Annotated in this window: 13 protein-coding genes; 11 read left to right on the top strand and 2 right to left on the bottom strand. The window is 32.4% G+C overall.

The genetic code is table 11. The annotated features are described in order from the left end of the window. Window positions 1-12 precede the first annotated feature (12 nt). The 4 genes from NSQ15_RS10955 (at window position 13) to NSQ15_RS10940 (ending at window position 4333) form a co-directional block, all read left to right on the top strand. Window positions 13-852, top strand: coding sequence for an SDR family oxidoreductase (locus NSQ15_RS10955; protein ID WP_070451986.1), 840 nt, complete (start codon window positions 13-15; stop codon window positions 850-852). Window positions 853-1121: 269 nt separating this feature from the next. Continuing rightward, the gene (locus tag NSQ15_RS10950) at window positions 1122-2081 is read left to right on the top strand and encodes an NAD-dependent epimerase/dehydratase family protein (protein WP_124760892.1); all 960 of its coding nucleotides are present in this window, start codon (window positions 1122-1124) and stop codon (window positions 2079-2081) included. 252 nt (window positions 2082-2333) lie between these two features. Then, window positions 2334-3410 carry a branched-chain amino acid aminotransferase gene (locus NSQ15_RS10945; RefSeq protein WP_217232517.1) on the top strand — a complete coding sequence of 359 codons (1077 nt, stop codon included), beginning with the start codon at window positions 2334-2336 and terminating at the stop codon, window positions 3408-3410. A 224-nt stretch (window positions 3411-3634) separates the two neighbouring features. Beyond that, a complete protein-coding gene (locus tag NSQ15_RS10940) occupies window positions 3635-4333 on the top strand; it encodes an HAD family hydrolase (RefSeq protein WP_070451989.1) in 699 nt (232 codons plus the stop codon). A gap of 72 nt (window positions 4334-4405) precedes the next feature. Here NSQ15_RS10940 and NSQ15_RS10935 read toward each other — a convergent pair whose 3' ends face one another. Continuing rightward, window positions 4406-5068: a deoxynucleoside kinase gene (locus tag NSQ15_RS10935; RefSeq protein ID WP_070451990.1), complete on the bottom strand. Its 663-nt coding sequence runs from the start codon at window positions 5066-5068 to the stop codon at window positions 4406-4408. A 1-nt stretch (window position 5069) separates the two neighbouring features. After that, window positions 5070-5678 carry a deoxynucleoside kinase gene (locus NSQ15_RS10930; RefSeq protein WP_017637555.1) on the bottom strand — a complete coding sequence of 203 codons (609 nt, stop codon included), beginning with the start codon at window positions 5676-5678 and terminating at the stop codon, window positions 5070-5072. Window positions 5679-5744: 66 nt separating this feature from the next. Here NSQ15_RS10930 and tadA point away from each other — a divergent pair, with 66 nt between their 5' ends. The 7 genes from tadA to NSQ15_RS10895 all read left to right on the top strand — a co-directional run bounded on the left by tadA (window position 5745) and on the right by NSQ15_RS10895 (window position 18287). Then, entirely contained in the window at window positions 5745-6227 is a 483-nt protein-coding gene (gene tadA / locus NSQ15_RS10925; RefSeq protein ID WP_070451991.1) for a tRNA adenosine(34) deaminase TadA, read from the top strand. A 97-nt stretch (window positions 6228-6324) separates the two neighbouring features. After that, window positions 6325-7191, top strand: coding sequence for a Cof-type HAD-IIB family hydrolase (locus tag NSQ15_RS10920; RefSeq protein WP_017637557.1), 867 nt, complete (start codon window positions 6325-6327; stop codon window positions 7189-7191). A gap of 27 nt (window positions 7192-7218) precedes the next feature. After that, window positions 7219-7785: an NADPH-dependent FMN reductase gene (locus NSQ15_RS10915; protein WP_029056362.1), complete on the top strand. Its 567-nt coding sequence runs from the start codon at window positions 7219-7221 to the stop codon at window positions 7783-7785. A 634-nt stretch (window positions 7786-8419) separates the two neighbouring features. After that, window positions 8420-11863 (top strand): SdrD B-like domain-containing protein, encoded by a 3444-nt coding sequence (locus NSQ15_RS10910; protein WP_340747161.1) that lies wholly within the window; start codon window positions 8420-8422, stop codon window positions 11861-11863. 694 nt (window positions 11864-12557) lie between these two features. After that, window positions 12558-16271 (top strand): fibrinogen-binding adhesin SdrG C-terminal domain-containing protein, encoded by a 3714-nt coding sequence (locus tag NSQ15_RS10905; RefSeq protein ID WP_340747160.1) that lies wholly within the window; start codon window positions 12558-12560, stop codon window positions 16269-16271. A 146-nt stretch (window positions 16272-16417) separates the two neighbouring features. Next, window positions 16418-18031: a poly(glycerol-phosphate) alpha-glucosyltransferase gene (locus NSQ15_RS10900; RefSeq protein ID WP_340747159.1), complete on the top strand. Its 1614-nt coding sequence runs from the start codon at window positions 16418-16420 to the stop codon at window positions 18029-18031. 19 nt (window positions 18032-18050) lie between these two features. Beyond that, entirely contained in the window at window positions 18051-18287 is a 237-nt protein-coding gene (locus NSQ15_RS10895; RefSeq protein WP_029056365.1) for a hypothetical protein, read from the top strand. The last annotated feature ends 4 nt before the right edge of the window (window positions 18288-18291 follow it).

Genomic DNA, 18291 nt, shown 5'->3' with positions numbered 1-18291 from the left:
GAGATGAATAAAATGAAGGTCATGTTAACAGGTGCAACAGGTAATTTGGGCACACATATTACTAATCAAGCTGTAGAACATAAAATGAAAGAATTTTATATAGGTGTAAGAAATTTAGATAAGGTACCAACAGATTGGAAAGAACATGTTACAGTAAGACACTTAGATTATTTCAATAAAGAAAGTATGGTTAGTGCTTTTCATGATATTGATACAGTTATTTTTATTCCAAGTATTATACACCCCTCTATAAAACGTATTCCAGAAGTAGAGAATCTTGTTGATGCAGCTAAAGAAAGCAGAGTAAAGCATATTATATATATTGGATATTATGCAGATCAACACGACAATCCATTTCATATGAGTCCATACTTTGGATATGCAGAACGGTTATTAGCTACAAGTGGTATTGATTTTACGTACGTTAGAATGGCAATGTATATGGATCCTTTAAAACCCTATCTTCCAGAATTGATGAATATGCATAAATTGATTTATCCGGTGGGGGATGGTCGAATTAATTATATTTCAAGACATGATATTGCAAGAGGAATTATCGCTATATTAAATAATCCCAATTCATGGGGGAAACGCTACTTATTATCCGGATACAGTTATGATATGTACGAACTTGCAAATATACTTTCGGAAGTATCGGGAACTAAAATTGAATATGATCCGGTTTCTTTAGAGACATTTGCTAAAATGTATGATGAACCAAAAGGATTTGGTGATTTATTAGCATCAATGTATGAAGCTGGAGCAAGAGGACTTTTAGATCAACAGTCTAATGATTTTGAAATGCTAGTAAATGATAAACCGCAGACATTTAAATCATTTTTAATGAAGTAATTGATAGATAGTGATGATGTTAATATAAAAACATCGTCACTTATTTTTATATTAACCATTTTTGTGTGTTTAATATGTGTGTTTAATAAATGAATACTGGAAGTACTCAAAAATAAAAGTAATGTTATTCAAATTATTTTAAAATATTAACTTTGTACTCACTATATATACAAGAAAGCGCTTTTATATTACAATATAGATGTAAATAGAATGTTTGTACATACAAGAAAGACAATGAATTTTCTATAAACACAAGGGGAGATTTTATAATGAAGAAAATTATGATTACAGGCGCTTTAGGCCAAATAGGTACTGAATTAGTTGTAAAATGTAGAAAAATTTATGGTACAGATAATGTACTTGCAACAGATATTAGAGAACCAGAAGCGGATTCTCCAGTTCAAGATGGTCCATTTGAAATTTTAGACGTGACTGATCGAGATAAAATGTTTGAATTAGTTGAGAATTTTGGAGCAGATACATTAATGCATATGGCTGCTTTATTATCAGCAACTGCTGAGAAGAATCCAATGTTCGCTTGGGATTTAAATATGGGTGGATTAATGAATGCTCTAGAAGCAGCACGAACATATGACTTACATTTCTTCACACCAAGTTCTATTGGTGCATTTGGTGATTCAACACCTAAAGTTAATACACCACAAGTAACCATTCAACAACCTACAACTATGTATGGTGTTAATAAAGTTGCTGGTGAATTGTTATGCCAATATTACTTCACAAAATTTGGCGTAGATACACGTAGCGTGAGATTCCCTGGCTTAATTTCACATGTTAAAGAACCAGGTGGCGGTACTACAGACTATGCTGTTGAAATTTATTTCAAAGCAGTGAGAGAAAATCATTACACAAGCTATATTGATAAAGGTACATTCATGGATATGATGTATATGGATGATGCAATCGATGCTATTATTCAGTTAATGGAAGCGGATGGAGCAAAATTAGAAACTAGAAATGGCTATAACTTAAGTGCGATGAGTATTGATCCAGAAATGGTTAAAGAAGCCATTCAACAATATTATCCAGATTTCACATTAGACTACGATGTAGATTCTGTTAGAGAGAATATCGCTAAGAGTTGGCCTGATAGCATTGATACGAGTTGTTCACGTGGTGAATGGGGATTCGATCCTAAATATGATTTAGAAAGCATGACTAAATTAATGTTAGAAGCTATTGAAAAGAAAGAAAAAGCTACAAAATAACCCGTTCAATATATATAACGATATAAATACTAATTTTACTCCTTCTAATTATTTTTACATTAGAAGGAGTGTTTTTTATGCTTAATCAGTAAGATAACTTGTAAGATGTAGATGATAGTGTTTAACTTAAGATATATTGTATACATAAGTATTTATTTTGAATTTTCGGAAAACTTATTGAATAGTATTATTTCGATTGCTATAATCTAGTATACATATTTATATTGGTAGCAATATTAGGAGGCCGTTATCATGACAGAACAAGTCAATTTTGAAAAAAGAGAAACATTAAAAGAAAAACCAGATAGTTCTAACTTAGGATTTGGTCAATACTTTACAGATTATATGTTGAGTTATGATTATGATGCTGATAAAGGTTGGCATGATTTAAAAATAGTACCATACGCACCTTTTGAAATTTCACCAGCAGCTCAAGGTTTACATTATGGGCAAGCTGTTTTCGAAGGATTAAAAGCATATAAATATAATGGTGAAGTAGTTTTATTCCGTCCAGACCAAAACTTTAAACGTATTAACAATTCTTTAGCTCGTTTAGAAATGCCTGAAGTAGATGAAGATGTATTATTGGAAGGTTTAAAACAATTAGTGGATGTAGAACGTGATTGGATTCCTGAAGGAAAAGGTCAATCATTATACATTCGTCCATTTGTATTTGCGACAGAAGGTATCTTAGGAGTAAGAGCGTCACAAGCATATAAATTATTAATTATTTTATCACCTTCAGGCGCTTATTATGGTGGAGATACATTAAAATCAACTAAAATTTACGTTGAAGATGAATATGTTCGTGCAGTAAGAGGCGGAGTTGGTTTTGCTAAAGTAGCAGGTAACTATGCAGCAAGTCTATTAGCACAAACGAACGCTAATAAATTAGGTTATGACCAAGTGCTTTGGTTAGATGGTGTTGAACAAAAATATGTAGAAGAAGTAGGAAGTATGAATATCTTCTTCGTTGAAAATGGTAAAGTTGTTACACCAGCATTAAATGGTAGTATTTTACCAGGTATTACACGTAAATCAATTATTGAATTAGCTCAAGATTTAGGATATGAAGTAGAAGAACGTCGTGTATCAATTGATGAGTTATTTGAATCATACGATAAAGGTGAATTAACTGAAGTATTCGGTACAGGTACAGCAGCAGTTATCTCACCAGTTGGTACTTTACGTTATGAAGACCGTGAAATCGTGATTAACAATAATGAACCAGGTGAAGTTACTCAAAAACTATATAATGAATATACTGGTATTCAAAACGGAACACTTGAAGATCGCCATGGTTGGAGATTTGTAGTTCCAAGATATTAAAATATATAGAGTATGAGCTAGAAGCCTTATAATTTAAAGGTTTCTAGCTTTTTTACATGTGAGAAAGTAATATAAATTTTTATATTCTTCAAATTCATATGAAGTAGAAAAAAGTATATATACGCATGTGTTGTATATAAGTGACTTTTCTATTTTTTTAAGTAAGGTTGTACTACAATGGTATATGTTGAAAGAAAATATAAACATGGAGTGTAGAGATATCAATGGAATGGATACTATTCGATAAAGATGGCACGTTAATAGAATTTGATAAAAGTTGGGAAAAAATTGGTATACGTCTTGTCGATAAATTACTAGATACATTTCCTGTACATGATAAAGAAGTTGCACATCGACAACTTGGTATAATGGATGACAAAATTGTACCTGATTCAGTTATGGGTTCGGGTTCATTAGGCGAAATGATAAAATCATTTGATAATATTACTGGACAAGATACTTCTGAATGGGCAAGAAATACAAGTCAAGAATTAGTAGATTCAAGAGAACCAGAAAATAATTGGATTGAAGGCGTGTATGACACAATTGTAGAATTACGAGAAAAAGGTTATAAAATAGGAATCGTTACAAGTGATACAAATAAAGGAGCAACTCAATTTTTAGAAGCAACACAATCCACTAGTTTATTTGATTTAGTTATTTCTACAGAAACACATGCTGAAGAAAAGCCTAATCCTAAAGTATTGGACCCATTATTTGACGCTTATAATGTTAAACCTGAACAAGTTGCTATCGTCGGCGATACAGCAAATGATATGAAGACTGCGATAAATGCCCACCTAGGATTAAGTATTGGTGTTTTAACAGGTATTGCTAAAGAAGAAGAACTCCATGAGGCAGATGTTATAGTAGAAAGTGCTAAAGAAGTTAAAAATGTCATTGATCAAATTTCACAAAAATAATTAAAAAGCGCCAATATAGACGTCTTTATCAAAAAGATATCTATATTGGCGTTAAATTTTATATTCCTTTTTTTATCTAGGGTCAGTTTCTCTATATATTTTAATAACATGAGCAATTTTTTCAATAATAGGGTTTAATGAATCTGGGTCATTATGCACATCATAGTCGTTAATGTTAACGCGGACAACAGGACAAGCGTTAAAACTATTGATCCAATTATCATAACGTTTAAATAGTTTTTGCCAGTATTCAGGGTCAGTATTAATTTCAATATCACGACCACGTTCTTTAATTCTCTCTATGACTTCATCATAGTTACATTCCAAATAAATAAGCACATCAGGCTTTGGAAAATAAGGTGTCATAACCATAGCGTTAAATAGTTCAGAGTATGTTTGAAAATCAGCTTCACTCATTGTACCTTGTTCTTCATGCATTTTCGCAAATATATCAACATCTTCATATATTGAACGATCTTGTACAAAACCGCCTCCATATTCAAACATTCGTTTTTGTTCTTTAAAACGTTCTGCTAAAAAATAAATTTGTAGATGAAAACTCCAGCGCTCAAAGTCATTATAGAATTTATCCAAGTAAGGATTGTGTTCTACGTTCTCAAATGAAGTTTTAAAATTTAATTTATCTGCCAAAGCTTGAGTGAGTGTTGATTTACCTACTCCAACTGTACCTGCAATTGTAATAATAGCATTTTGTGGTATGTTAAACGAATTCATTTTATATATCTCCAATCATTGATTTTACTTGTTTTAAAATACCTTGGTAATCATCTTCATTATTAACAAAGTCTAGTTTAGTCGTATCAATGAATAATGTATTTACGTTTGTATTTTGTAAAGACTCATAAAAATTATGATAGTCATGTTTCAAAGCTAATAAGTAATCATCTTCAATTTGGTGCTCAAAACTACGATTACGTTTAGCTATTCTCGCCTTAAGCGTTTCTAATTCTGCATCTAAAAATATAACAGTATCAGGCATCGACAAATCTTCGGTGAGTATGTCATATATACGTGTGAATTTATTAAATTCTTCAGGTTGTAGTGTATTTTTCGCAAAAATTTTATTTTTATAAATATGTGCGTCACTAACAATGCCTTTATGTTTAAAGTTAATATCTTGAAATTGTTTATATCTATTACATAAAAAGAACATTTCAGTTTGGAAACTCCATTTTGAAATATCTTCATAAAAATCTGATAAAAAAGGATTTTCATCAACAATTTCTTTTTCTTCATAAAAATCTAATGATTGACTTAATTTGTGTGCAAGGGAAGATTTACCAACACCTATTGGACCTTCAATTGCGATAAATGGTTTATTCATATTCACTTCTCCAAATGTTAAGATAGACAGTGAGTATTGTAACACAAGTGAGGTGTCTGGACACGAATGGAAACTGATGAATATTATATGAAAATTGCCATAGAAGAAGCCCAAAAAGCTGAACAGTTAGGCGAAGTGCCTATTGGTGCAGTTATAGTTAAAAATCATCAAATTATAGCTCGTGCACATAATCTAAGAGAAACTATGCAACAACCCACTGCACACGCTGAACATTTAGCCATTGAGCGTGCCGCTGATGTTTTAGGAAGTTGGCGTCTTGAAGATTGTACTTTATTTGTAACACTTGAACCATGTGTTATGTGTGCGGGCACTATAGTAATGAGTCGCATTCCTTCTATTAAATATGGTGCTGCAGATCCTAAAGGTGGTTGTTCGGGTAGTTTAATGAATTTATTGAATCAACCGAATTTTAATCACAGAGCACAAGTAGAAAGCGGATTGTTAGAAGCAGAGTGTGGTAATCTACTGAGAAAATTTTTTAAAAATTTAAGAGAAAAGAAAAAATCAGACAAACGGGCTATTCAATAGATACAAAAGAATTTGTTAAAATAGAATAGTAAAGCAAGTGTTTGATTGTAAATAAATTATCTAGATAATAAATAATAGAATGGAACGAGGTTAACGAATGATTAAGTTAATAGCAACAGATATGGATGGTACGTTATTAAATGCATCACATGAAATTTCTCCAGAGAATCAACAAGCAATTCGATATGCTCAAGAACAAGGTATTACTGTAGTCATCGCAACTGGTAGAGCTTTTTATGAAGCAAATACACCAGTAGCTGATACAGACTTGAAAGTGCCGTATATTTGTTTGAACGGGGCGGAAGTTCGCGATGAAACATTTAATATTATGAGTACCTCTCATCTCAATCATGAATTAGTTAATAAAGTGACTTCAAAATTAAAAGATGAAGGTATATACTACCAAATTTACACTAATAGAGGTATTTATACTGAAAATCCTCAAAAAGACTTAGATATATATATAGATATTGCTGAACGTGCTGGTCAACAAGCAGATGTTGAAAAGATAAAAGCAGGAATTCAAAAACGTATTGATAATGGAACTTTAAAAGTCGTCGAAAGTTATGATGATATAGAGGATATTCCAGGTGAATTAATCATGAAAGTATTAGCTTTTAATCCAGATTTAGAAAAGATGGACCGTATTGGACAAGAACTTGCGGCATCACCAAACCTTGCTATTTCTTCTTCTTCAAGAGGAAATTTAGAAATTACTCATTCAGATGCACAAAAAGGCATTGCATTAGAAACAATTGCTGAACGATTAGGAGTCAAAATGGAAAACGTAATGGCAATTGGCGATAACTTAAACGACGTTTCTATGTTAGAACGTGTGGGATATCCTGTTGCTATGGACAATGCAGCACCAGAAGTAAAAGCTATCGCAAAGTATACAACTGACACTAACGAAAATAGTGGTGTAGGAAAAGCAATTATGAAACTGATTAATGACAATCAATAATTTAGCTAAAAAGGAGTTAACAAGAGAATGAAAGGAATAGCAATAATAGGAAGTGCACAATTGGGGTCTCATACAAGTGCCTTAGCCCAATATTTACAAGGACAATTTGAAGAACATGATGTCGAATTGGAAATTTTTGATTTAGCTAAAAATCCAATCCATCAATTGGACTTTGCAGGTACAACACAAGCAACTGATGAAATTAAACAAAATGTAGATATGTTACAAAGCAAAGCTATGGAATCAGATTTCTTTATACTAGGAACACCTAATTATCATGGCTCATTTTCAGGTATTTTAAAAAATGCATTAGATCATTTAAACATGGATTATTTTAAAATGAAACCTGTTGGTCTAATTGGTAATAGTGGAGGTATAGTAAGCTCGGAGCCACTTTCACAATTACGGATTATCGTTAGAAGCTTATTAGGAATAGCAGTTCCAACACAAATTGCTACACACGACAGTGATTATGCTAAATTGGATGATGGTACCTTATACTTAGAAGATGATGAATTTCAATTACGTGCAAGATTATTTGTCGACCAAATTGTTTCATTTGCTAATAATAGCCCATATGATCATTTGAAATAAACAATTATATAAATTACTAACTTAACTCAAACAAATATTTGATAAGGGTTTAAATTATTCAGAACTCTATCATTATTGTTTGAGTTTTATTATGTTTAAAAAGTAATTTGTTTTTAAATTCTATACATTTTTAGAATTAAGTTATTTAATTTTATGGCATTTTTATGATTTATATTCTTTTAAAAAGATTATACAATAATGTTGTTAAATCATTGGAAGTCATTTCTTGGCTTGCAATATCTAATGAAACGCTACAATTAAATATTAAAAGTACAATTGTAATTAAGCATATAGTATACATATAACGATAATCCTTTTAATTGTTAAATTTTGTGTCCAATTTTTTAGAGAGAAACGATTGAACTTGTAATCACTAACTCTAACTAGACATTGAACAATTGAGAGGATAATTTTTTTGCAATTATTTTGTAAATTAAGTTTACTAAAATTTGAAGTTTTTTAAATTTTAGTAAATAAAAATAAGAACAATTAAACATAACGAATATATTTGTTTATATACAAAAATAAATAAGCGTTGCAAAACAATATTGTTTATATTATATTTGAGATGACAACGATATGTATAAATATATGGTTGTTACATATAATTTTTAAAAGTAGCTAGGAGGAAAATATGAAAAAAAGACTAGATTTTTTACCTAACAAATTGAACAAATATTCTATCAGAAAATTCACAGTAGGAACCGCATCAATATTAGTAGGAGCTACATTAGTATTTGGTGTTGGAAACCAAGAAGCTAAAGCAGCTGAAAATACTACTGAAGAGTCGTCAGCACAAACAAGTGAAGATACGTCCTCACAAGATGATGCTGTGAAACAAAAAGATGTTGTTCAAACAAACGAACAAACTACAAATAACAATGATCGTCCTGAACAAACAGATCTAACTAAAGAAAATAACGTAACAGAAGAACAATCTACACAAGAAGATTCAAAAGCAAATTCTTCTGAAGAACAAGTAACAAAAGAAGATGCTGCTAAAGAATCTACAACACAAGCAAACACTAAAGAAGAATCAACAACAGAAAGACCAAAAGTAGAAACAACTAAAGAGGAATCAACGACAGAAGACACAAAAGCAGATGCTATTAAAGAAGAACCGACAAAAGAGGCACCAAAAGCAGAAACAACTAAAGAAGAATCAACAACAGAAGACACACAATCAAACACTACTACAGAACAAACCCCAGAATCAAATCAAACTGATTCAAAAGAAACTACTTCAGCAGAAACATCTCAAACAAAAACTCAATCTCAAAATTCACAAAAAACAAATAATTCACAAGACGTTGACACTGTAGTTAACGATGTTCAAAATGCTACAACAACACAAGATAAACAAGATGCTTTAACTAATTATATTGCTGATGCAAATAACACAAGTAAAGCAGATGCTAAAGCACAAGTTGAAAACTTAGATTTAGACTTTAATAATATTGATAAAAATACATTATTAAATGCATTAGCTAAAGATTATTCAAATAAGAAAGAATCAGAAACAACTTATGCTACTGAACGCTCTATAACTTCTACACCAAAAACTGTAAGTCGTTTAGCTGTAAGAAAATTAGCTGCTGCAAAACAAGGTACGAATGTAAATAATAAAGTACATTTTTCTAATATTGATATAGCTATTGATAAAGGTCATACAAATACTCAAACAGGCAATAAAGAATTTTGGGCAACATCAAGTGATGTATTAAAAGTAAAAGCTGATTACACAATAGATGATGATGTACATGAAGGCGATCAAATGACCTTTAAATACGGTCAATATATCCGTCCAGGTTCAGTGACTTTACCTACTACAGAACAAAATTTATATGATGAAAATGGAAGATTAGTTGCTAAGGGAGTTTATGATAGCGCGTCTAATTCGACAACGTATACGTTTACTAACTATGTAGATCAATATAATAATATTAAAGGTAGTTTTGAAAAAGTTGCTTTTGCCAAAAAAGAAAGTGCAACTACAGATAAAACATCTTATCCTATGCAAGTGACATTAGGAAGTGACTCATATTCAAAAAATGTAATTGTAGACTATGGTAATAAAAATGTTCCGATTATTTCTAGTACTAATTATATAGAAAATGATACATTAGCACGTCATATGACTGCATATATTAACCAACCTAAAAGTACATTTACTACTGAGAAATTCACAACTAATTTAACTGGATTTAAGTTTGATCCTAGTAAAAATAATTTCAAAATTTATGAAGTAACTAATCAAAATCAGTTTGTTGATAGTTTTGCACCTAATACTGCAAACCTTAAAGATGTAACTAGTAATTTTAAAATAAATTATAGTAATAATAATCAAACTGCGACGATTGACTTATTAAATGGAGCTAAAAGTAGTAATAAGCAATATATTATTCAACAAGTAGCTTACCCTCAAGATAGTTCTACAGACACTAATGGTAAAATTGATTATAAATTAGAAACAAATGAAAAATCTTATGGATGGTCAAATTCATATGCTGCTGTAGCAGGTTCTTCTACTGCAACTGGAGATGCCAAAAAATATTCACTAGGCGACTATGTATGGGAAGATACAAATAAAGATGGTAAACAAGATGATACAGAAAAAGGTATTGAAGGTGTATATGTAATTCTTAAAGATAGTAAAGGTCAGGAAATTGACCGTACTACTACAGATGCTGCTGGTAAATATCAATTTGATAACTTACAAAATGACACATATACAGTTGAGTTTACAACTCCAGATGGTTATACACCAACAACTGCAAACGCTGGTAACGATGATACCGTGGATTCAGATGGATTAACTGTTACAGGCGTTATTAAAGATGCTAATAACTGGACATTAGATAGTGGTTTCTATAAAACACCTAAATATAGTTTAGGTGATTATGTATGGAAAGATACAAATAAAGATGGCAAACAAGATGATACAGAAAAAGGTATTCCAGGCGTAACTGTAACATTAAAAGATAAAGACGGTAATGTACTTAAAACAACAACTACAGATGAAAATGGTAAATATCGTTTTGATGATTTAGATAGTGGAGATTATATTGTTCATTTTGATAAACCTGAAGGACTTACTCAAACAACTACTAATTCTGGTGAAGACGATAAAGACGCTGATGGTGAAGATGTCCATGTAACTATTACTGATCATGATGATATGACTATAGATAATGGTTACTATGATGACGACTCAGATTCAGACGCAGATAGCGATGCGGACTCAGACTCAGATGCAGATAGTGATGCGGATTCAGATTCCGACGCAGATAGCGATGCGGACTCAGACTCAGATGCGGATAGCGATGCGGATTCAGACTCCGATGCAGATAGTGATGCGGACTCAGATTCAGATGCAGATAGCGATGCGGACTCAGACTCAGATGCGGATAGCGATGCAGACTCAGACTCCGATGCAGACAGTGATGCGGACTCCGACTCAGATGCGGACAGCGATGCAGACTCAGACTCCGATTCCGATTCCGATTCCGATGCAGATGCCGATTCAGATGCAGACAGCGATGCGGACTCAGACTCAGATGCAGATAGCGACGCAGATTCAGATTCTGATGCAGACAGTGATGCTGATGCAGACTCAGATGCAGATAGCGATGCAGACTCAGATTCCGATGCCGATAGCGACGCAGATTCCGATTCAGATGCAGACAGTGATGCGGACTCAGATTCAGACGCAGACAGTGACGCAGATAGCGATGCAGACTCAGACGCAGATAGCGATGCGGATTCCGATTCAGACGCTGACAGCGATGCAGACTCAGATTCAGATGCAGATAGCGACTCAGATTCCGACGCAGACAGTGATGCGGACTCAGACTCCGACAGCGATTCTGATTCCGACAGTGATTCTGATTCCGACAGTGACTCCGATTCAGATAGCGATTCCGACGCAGATACTGACAAAGATTATTCAGATGATAAAGCATTACCAGAAACTGGTGATCAATCAAATTCAAATAATGCGACGTTATTCGGATCTTTATTTGCTGGCTTAGGCTCATTATTCTTATTCGCTAGACGCCGTAAAAAAGAAGATAAATAAGAAACACATTTAAAAAGTGCTACTAGTTACCATAGGTAGGTAATTAGTAGCATTTTCTATATTCACTATCATTAAGATGAGTGATAAAAATAATTGCGATACAACTTATTTTATATTTAAAATGAATATGTTTTTGAATTTTTAATGAAATACAAAAATGTTTTAATAAAGTGTAAAAATATTAAGTTTAACTTAATATTTAACGTTGACTAACATTTAAAAAGGTTATATAATTTTAAATGCAAACGATTGAGGTTAATTGGTAAAAGAAATTATGTGAAGTGTTTTGTCAATTGATTAAAGAGTATAAAATAATTAAATATCTCAAATAACAACTATATAAATCTAGATAATCCTTTTGAATGTTATATTTAGAACAGATAAATATAAGGCAGATCGGTTACCCATATATTTATGTCATTTCTAAATAAAAGTAACATTTAAGATAAAGAGGATTATTTTTTTATACTTTTTAAATATTTACTTTTATGTAAAAACAATAAATGGTATGGAATTTTCTGTTTTAAAAGAGAAAGTTTATCCGTACATTATTTAATTTAATTATTTATTATAGTATTTTGTGGATATTAAATGTTGTAAAATTTGATTGTTTATATTATTATTTAAAGCGACAGCTACTAATTTTTAAGTGGTTGTTACATACAGTTATTAAGAAGTAACTAGGAGGAAATATATGAAAAAAAGAATGGATTTTTTACCTAACAAATTGAACAAATATTCTATCAGAAGATTTACAGTAGGGACTGCATCAATATTAGTAGGGGCTACTCTATTATTTGGTGTTGGAAATCAAGAAGCTAAAGCAGCCGAAAATAATACTGAAGAGTCGTCAACACAAGCTAGTGAAGATACGTCCTCACAAGATGATGCTGTTAAACAAAAAGGCAATGTTCAAACAAGTGAACAAACTAAAAATAATAGTGATATTCCTGAACAAACTGATGTAACAAACGACAATAATGCAACAGAAGAACAAACGACACAAGAAGATTCGAAAACAAATAATACTGAAGAGTCATCAACACAAGAAGACTCAAAAGTAGATACAACTAAAGAAGAAACAACAAAAGAGGTACCAAAAGCAGAAACAACTGAAGCACAAACAACACAAGAAGACTCAAAAGTAGATACAACTAAAGAAGAAACAACTAAAGAGGCACCAAAAGCAGAAACAACTGAAGCACAAACAACACAAGAAGACTCAAAAATAGATGCTACTAAAGAAGAAACAACAAAAGAGTCATCAAAAGCAGAAACAACTGAAGCACAAACAACACAAGAAGACTCAAAAGCAAACACTACTAAAGAAGAAACAACAAAAGAAGCGCCAAAAGCTGAGACTACTACAGAACAAACTCCTGAATCAAACCAAGCTGATTCAAAAGAAACTACTTCAGAAGAAGCACCTCAATCAGAAACTCAATCTCAAAATTCACAAAAATCAAATGAAACAAAAGATGTTGATACAGTAGTTAATAATGTTCAAAATGCTACAACAACACAAGATAAACAAGATGCATTAACTAATTATATTGCTAACACTAACAACACTTCAAAAGCAGATGCTAAAGCACAAGTTGAAGACTTAGATGTAGACTATAATAATCTTGATGAAAATACATTATTAAGTGCATTAGCTAAAGATTATTCAAATAAAAAAGAAGCTACAACAGCTTATGCAACTGCTCGTGCCTCTGAATCTACTGCTAAACCAGTGAAGAAATTTGCTGTAAGAAAATTAGCTGCAGAACAAGGTACAAATGTAAATGATTTAATTACAGTTGTTAATCAATCTATTACAGAAGGTAATAGTGAAGATGGCGTTATAGAAGCTCACCAAGGTGAACCAGTCGAATATCAATCTCAATTCAAAATTGATAATAAAGTTAAATCTGGCGATACGATGACTATTCAATATGATCCACGTATGATACCTTCAGATTTAACAAAAGATTATACTCCAGTTGATATTACAGACCCATCAGGTGAAGTGATTGCTACTGGTACTTTTGATGAAAACACTAAAACATCAACATATACATTTACTGATTATGTTGATAAATATGAAGATGTGACTGCTAATCTTGATACGTTCTCATATATTGATAAAAAAGATGTACCAAATGAAAAAAATCTTGATTTAACTTATGGTACTGCAGGTAAAACAGTTTCTAAAAATGTAGATGTTGAATATCAAAGACCAATTGTACAAGGATCATCTAACATTCAATCTATCTTTAGTAACTTAGATTTAGATAAAGATGAAGTTGAACAAACAATTTATGTGAATCCTAAGAAATACAATGCTAATAATTCAAGTGTATGGATTAGAAGTGGTGGCTTTGATGACGACGGTCAACCATATAATGGCTATGGAAGTACTATTATTGACAATAATACTGACATTAAAATTTACAAAGTTGGTGACAACCAAGAATTACCACAAAGTAATAAAATTTATGATTATAGCCAATATGAAGATGTAACAGATCAATTTACTATTGATAAAAATGCTAATGCTAACTCAGCAAATATAGACTTTGGTAATATCGATTCAGCATATATTATTAAAGTTGTAAGTAAATTTACACCTGGTGCTGAAGAGAGTTTATCAATACAACAAGCAGCTCGTATGACAACAACAGATAGTTATGGCTATCCTCAATATTCTCAGTATACCAATACAGTTAATTCTACAAGTGACTCTGGCGGTGGAGACGGTACTGTAGCAAAAACATATAAAATTGGTGACTATGTATGGGAAGATACAGATAAAGATGGCGTACAAGGCACAGATTCAAATGAAAAACCAATTCCAGGTGTCTTAGTTACATTAACTTATCCAGATGGCTCTACTAAATCTGTAAGAACAGACGAAAATGGTCATTATGAATTTGATAATTTAAAAGATAAAGAAACGTATACAGTGACATTTGAAACTCCTGAAGGTTATACACCTACACAAGTTAATGTTGGAGACGGTGCTAAAGATTCAAATGGTGGTTCTGTAACAGTAACTATTGATGGTCATGATGATATGACTTTAGATAGCGGATTCTACAAAGAAGATAGCGATGCAGATGCAGATGCTGACGCAGACAGTGATGCGGATTCAGACTCAGATGCAGATAGCGATGCAGACTCAGATTCTGATGCAGATAGCGATGCGGACTCAGACTCAGATGCAGATAGCGATGCAGATTCAGATTCAGATGCCGACAGTGATGCGGATTCAGACTCAGATGCAGACAGTGATGCGGACTCAGATTCAGATGCAGATAGTGATGCGGATTCAGACTCAGATGCAGACAGTGATGCGGATTCAGACTCAGATGCCGACAGTGATGCGGATTCAGACTCCGATGCAGATAGCGATGCAGACTCAGATTCTGATGCCGATAGCGATGCGGACTCAGACTCAGATGCCGATAGCGATGCAGATTCAGATTCAGATGCCGACAGTGATGCGGACTCAGACTCAGATGCAGATAGCGATGCGGATTCAGACTCAGATGCAGATAGCGACGCAGACTCAGACTCAGATGCCGATAGCGATGCAGATTCAGATTCTGATGCCGACAGTGATGCGGACTCAGATTCAGATGCAGATAGTGATGCGGATTCAGACTCCGATGCCGACAGCGATGCAGACTCAGATTCTGACGCAGATAGCGATGCGGACTCAGACTCCGATGCAGACAGCGATGCAGACTCAGATTCTGACGCAGATAGCGATGCGGACTCAGACTCAGATGCAGACAGTGATGCAGACTCAGACTCAGATGCAGACAGTGATGCAGACTCAGATTCAGATGCCGACAGCGATGCAGACTCAGATTCAGATGCCGACAGCGATGCGGATTCAGACTCAGATGCCGACAGTGATGCGGATTCAGACTCCGATGCAGATAGCGACGCAGACTCAGACTCCGATGCAGATAGCGATGCAGACTCAGATTCCGACGCAGATAGCGATGCGGACTCAGATTCAGATGCGGATAGCGATGCAGACTCAGATTCAGATGCCGACAGCGATGCGGATTCAGACTCAGATGCAGACAGTGATGCGGATTCAGACTCCGATGCAGATAGCGATGCAGACTCAGATTCCGACGCTGATTCAGATTCAGATGCCGACAGTGATGCAGACTCGGACGGTTTTATAGAATACGAAGGAGATAGTGATGCCGATGGTGATGCAGATTATGAGTCAGATTCAGATGCAGACTCAGACAATGATAAAGATCATTCAGATGATAAAGCATTACCAGAAACTGGTGAAGAATCAAATTCAAATAATGCAACATTATTCGGAACTTTATTTGCTGGCTTAGGCTCATTATTCTTATTCGGTAGACGCCGTAAAAAAGATGCAGAAAACAAGTAATAATTAAATATTATTCAAATATTAAGTATGATAAGGAGCCAGGTCAATGAGACCTGGCTTTATTTAAAATAAAAAACAAAATTACATAAAATTAACTAATATTGTTATAATTAAAAGCATAAAGAGTTTAAAGTACGGAGGGTAATATGAATATAGAAAGTAAAATTAAGGATTTAGTAGAATTTATAAAAAATAAAGAAATTATTAAAGAGTATGTTTTTTTGAGTTTGGGGAAACCAAATGTTAAAGCTCAAGTGAAAATTATAAAAAGAACTAATTATTTAGAAAGAGAAATAATTAAAATATGTCAAAAATATAAGAAACAAGCAGGCGAGTTTCCAACTTGGATTAAACTAGATATTGTTACTAATTATGAAACTGTTCTTTTTAAAGACTTAAAAAAAGAAATGATTAATACGAGACGAAATTATATCGATTTTGGAATATCATTAGAAAAAAATTGGAATGTTACATTCTTACCTGAAGAAATTAATGTCAATGCATTTGTTAGACCGTCTAAAAAGACAAAGGAGTTTTATTTGTCAGAAGATAATATTAATAACTATATTAGAAAATACACTAATTATAAACGACCATATTCACATGAATTGTATGAATCTAAAGAAGTTATTAAATTTTATACAAAGTCTTATTTTTTGGATGATGATCAAGTATATGAGCTAGAATCAAAGGGTTATAAGAAAGGTCTAAGAAAGATTGATAATTTAAACGATGAAATCGATCAATTAATAAATAGTAGTGCTCATTTTTTAGAAAATATGTTAGAAGATAATGGTAAATTTAAATATGGATATTTTCCACATTTCGATAAAGAGATAGGATTTTATAATATTTTACGACATTCATCATCAACTTATGCATTAATTGAAGGTTTAAATTATATGAATGAATCTCTTGAATCAACAGAAAAAGCTATAGAGTATATTATTGAAAATCATATTTATGAAGTTAATGGAAATGCTTATGTATTTGATAATACTAAAAACGCAAATGAAATTAAACTAGGTCAAAATGCGTCGTTTATTTTTGCTGTTTGTGAATACTTAAAAAAACAACAAAATCCATATTATCTAGAAGCTGCTCAAAAAGTAGCTAAAGGAATTCTGTCTATGATTGATGAAAATACTTGGGATACTACCCATGTTTTAAACTATCCAGATTTATCAGTTAAAGAAAAATTTAGGATCGTTTATTATGATGGAGAAGCAGCATTGGCTTTAATGCGTTTATATCAACAAGATCATAATGAAAAATGGTTGAATACTGTTAAGAGTTTAGTGGATCAATTTATTTCTAAAGATTACTGGAAATATCATGACCATTGGTTAGGTTATTGTACGAATGAACTTGTCCAAATCAGTCCAGAACAAAAATATTTTGAATTTGGTATTAAGAATGTAAGTACACATTTAGATTATATTAAAAATAGAGAGACAACTTTTCCAACATTTCTAGAAATGCTAATGGCTACATATAAATTAGTTCAAAAAGCTAAGGCAGAGGGATATGAAGATTTAGTTAATTCACTCATTGATGAACAAAAATTGATAGATATTATCCACGTAAGAGCTAATTATCAAAGAACTGGATTCTTTTATCCAGAATTAGCAATGTATTTTAAAAATCCTTCAAGAATATTGGGTAGTTTCTTTATCAAACACCATGGTTATAGAGTGAGGATCGATGACATTGAACACTATCTTTCAGGATATGTTCAGTATCAAAATGTTTTTAAATAAAGACCAAGGAGTATAAGTTATGGATAATAAAGAGAACGAAAAAAATATTAATAATGATGATGAAAAATCTGAATTAGATAAAGAAATTGAAGCTGAATTAATTGAATATATGAATAGTGATAAAAAAGAAGAAAAAGAAGAAAAAAAGAAATATAAAACAGCTGGATTTATTGTTGCATTAGTCATTGCAATCTTATATATGGTTAAATTCGCTAAGCATTTTATGTATATTGATTTGCATTCACTAATACATTAAAATG

The organism is Staphylococcus sp. FSL W8-0774 (genome assembly GCF_038006785.1).
In the GTDB taxonomy this organism is placed as follows: Bacteria; Bacillota; Bacilli; order Staphylococcales; family Staphylococcaceae; genus Staphylococcus; species Staphylococcus pasteuri.
The sequence above is the reverse complement of the archived record's forward strand: the minus strand, read 5'-3'. Positions and strand labels throughout refer to the sequence as shown.

Bases quoted from the DNA above. Each gene is read 5' to 3' on its own strand.
- NSQ15_RS10955 (WP_070451986.1), top strand. From the start codon at position 13: ATGAAGGTCATGTTAACAGGTGCAACAGGTAATTTGGGCACACATATT.
- NSQ15_RS10950 (WP_124760892.1), top strand. From the start codon at position 1,122: ATGAAGAAAATTATGATTACAGGCGCTTTAGGCCAAATAGGTACTGAA.
- NSQ15_RS10945 (WP_217232517.1), top strand. From the start codon at position 2,334: ATGACAGAACAAGTCAATTTTGAAAAAAGAGAAACATTAAAAGAAAAA.
- NSQ15_RS10940 (WP_070451989.1), top strand. From the start codon at position 3,635: ATGGAATGGATACTATTCGATAAAGATGGCACGTTAATAGAATTTGAT.
- NSQ15_RS10935 (WP_070451990.1), bottom strand. From the start codon at position 5,068: ATGAATTCGTTTAACATACCACAAAATGCTATTATTACAATTGCAGGT.
- NSQ15_RS10930 (WP_017637555.1), bottom strand. From the start codon at position 5,678: ATGAATAAACCATTTATCGCAATTGAAGGTCCAATAGGTGTTGGTAAA.
- tadA (WP_070451991.1), top strand. From the start codon at position 5,745: ATGGAAACTGATGAATATTATATGAAAATTGCCATAGAAGAAGCCCAA.
- NSQ15_RS10920 (WP_017637557.1), top strand. From the start codon at position 6,325: ATGATTAAGTTAATAGCAACAGATATGGATGGTACGTTATTAAATGCA.
- NSQ15_RS10915 (WP_029056362.1), top strand. From the start codon at position 7,219: ATGAAAGGAATAGCAATAATAGGAAGTGCACAATTGGGGTCTCATACA.
- NSQ15_RS10910 (WP_340747161.1), top strand. From the start codon at position 8,420: ATGAAAAAAAGACTAGATTTTTTACCTAACAAATTGAACAAATATTCT.
- NSQ15_RS10905 (WP_340747160.1), top strand. From the start codon at position 12,558: ATGAAAAAAAGAATGGATTTTTTACCTAACAAATTGAACAAATATTCT.
- NSQ15_RS10900 (WP_340747159.1), top strand. From the start codon at position 16,418: ATGAATATAGAAAGTAAAATTAAGGATTTAGTAGAATTTATAAAAAAT.
- NSQ15_RS10895 (WP_029056365.1), top strand. From the start codon at position 18,051: ATGGATAATAAAGAGAACGAAAAAAATATTAATAATGATGATGAAAAA.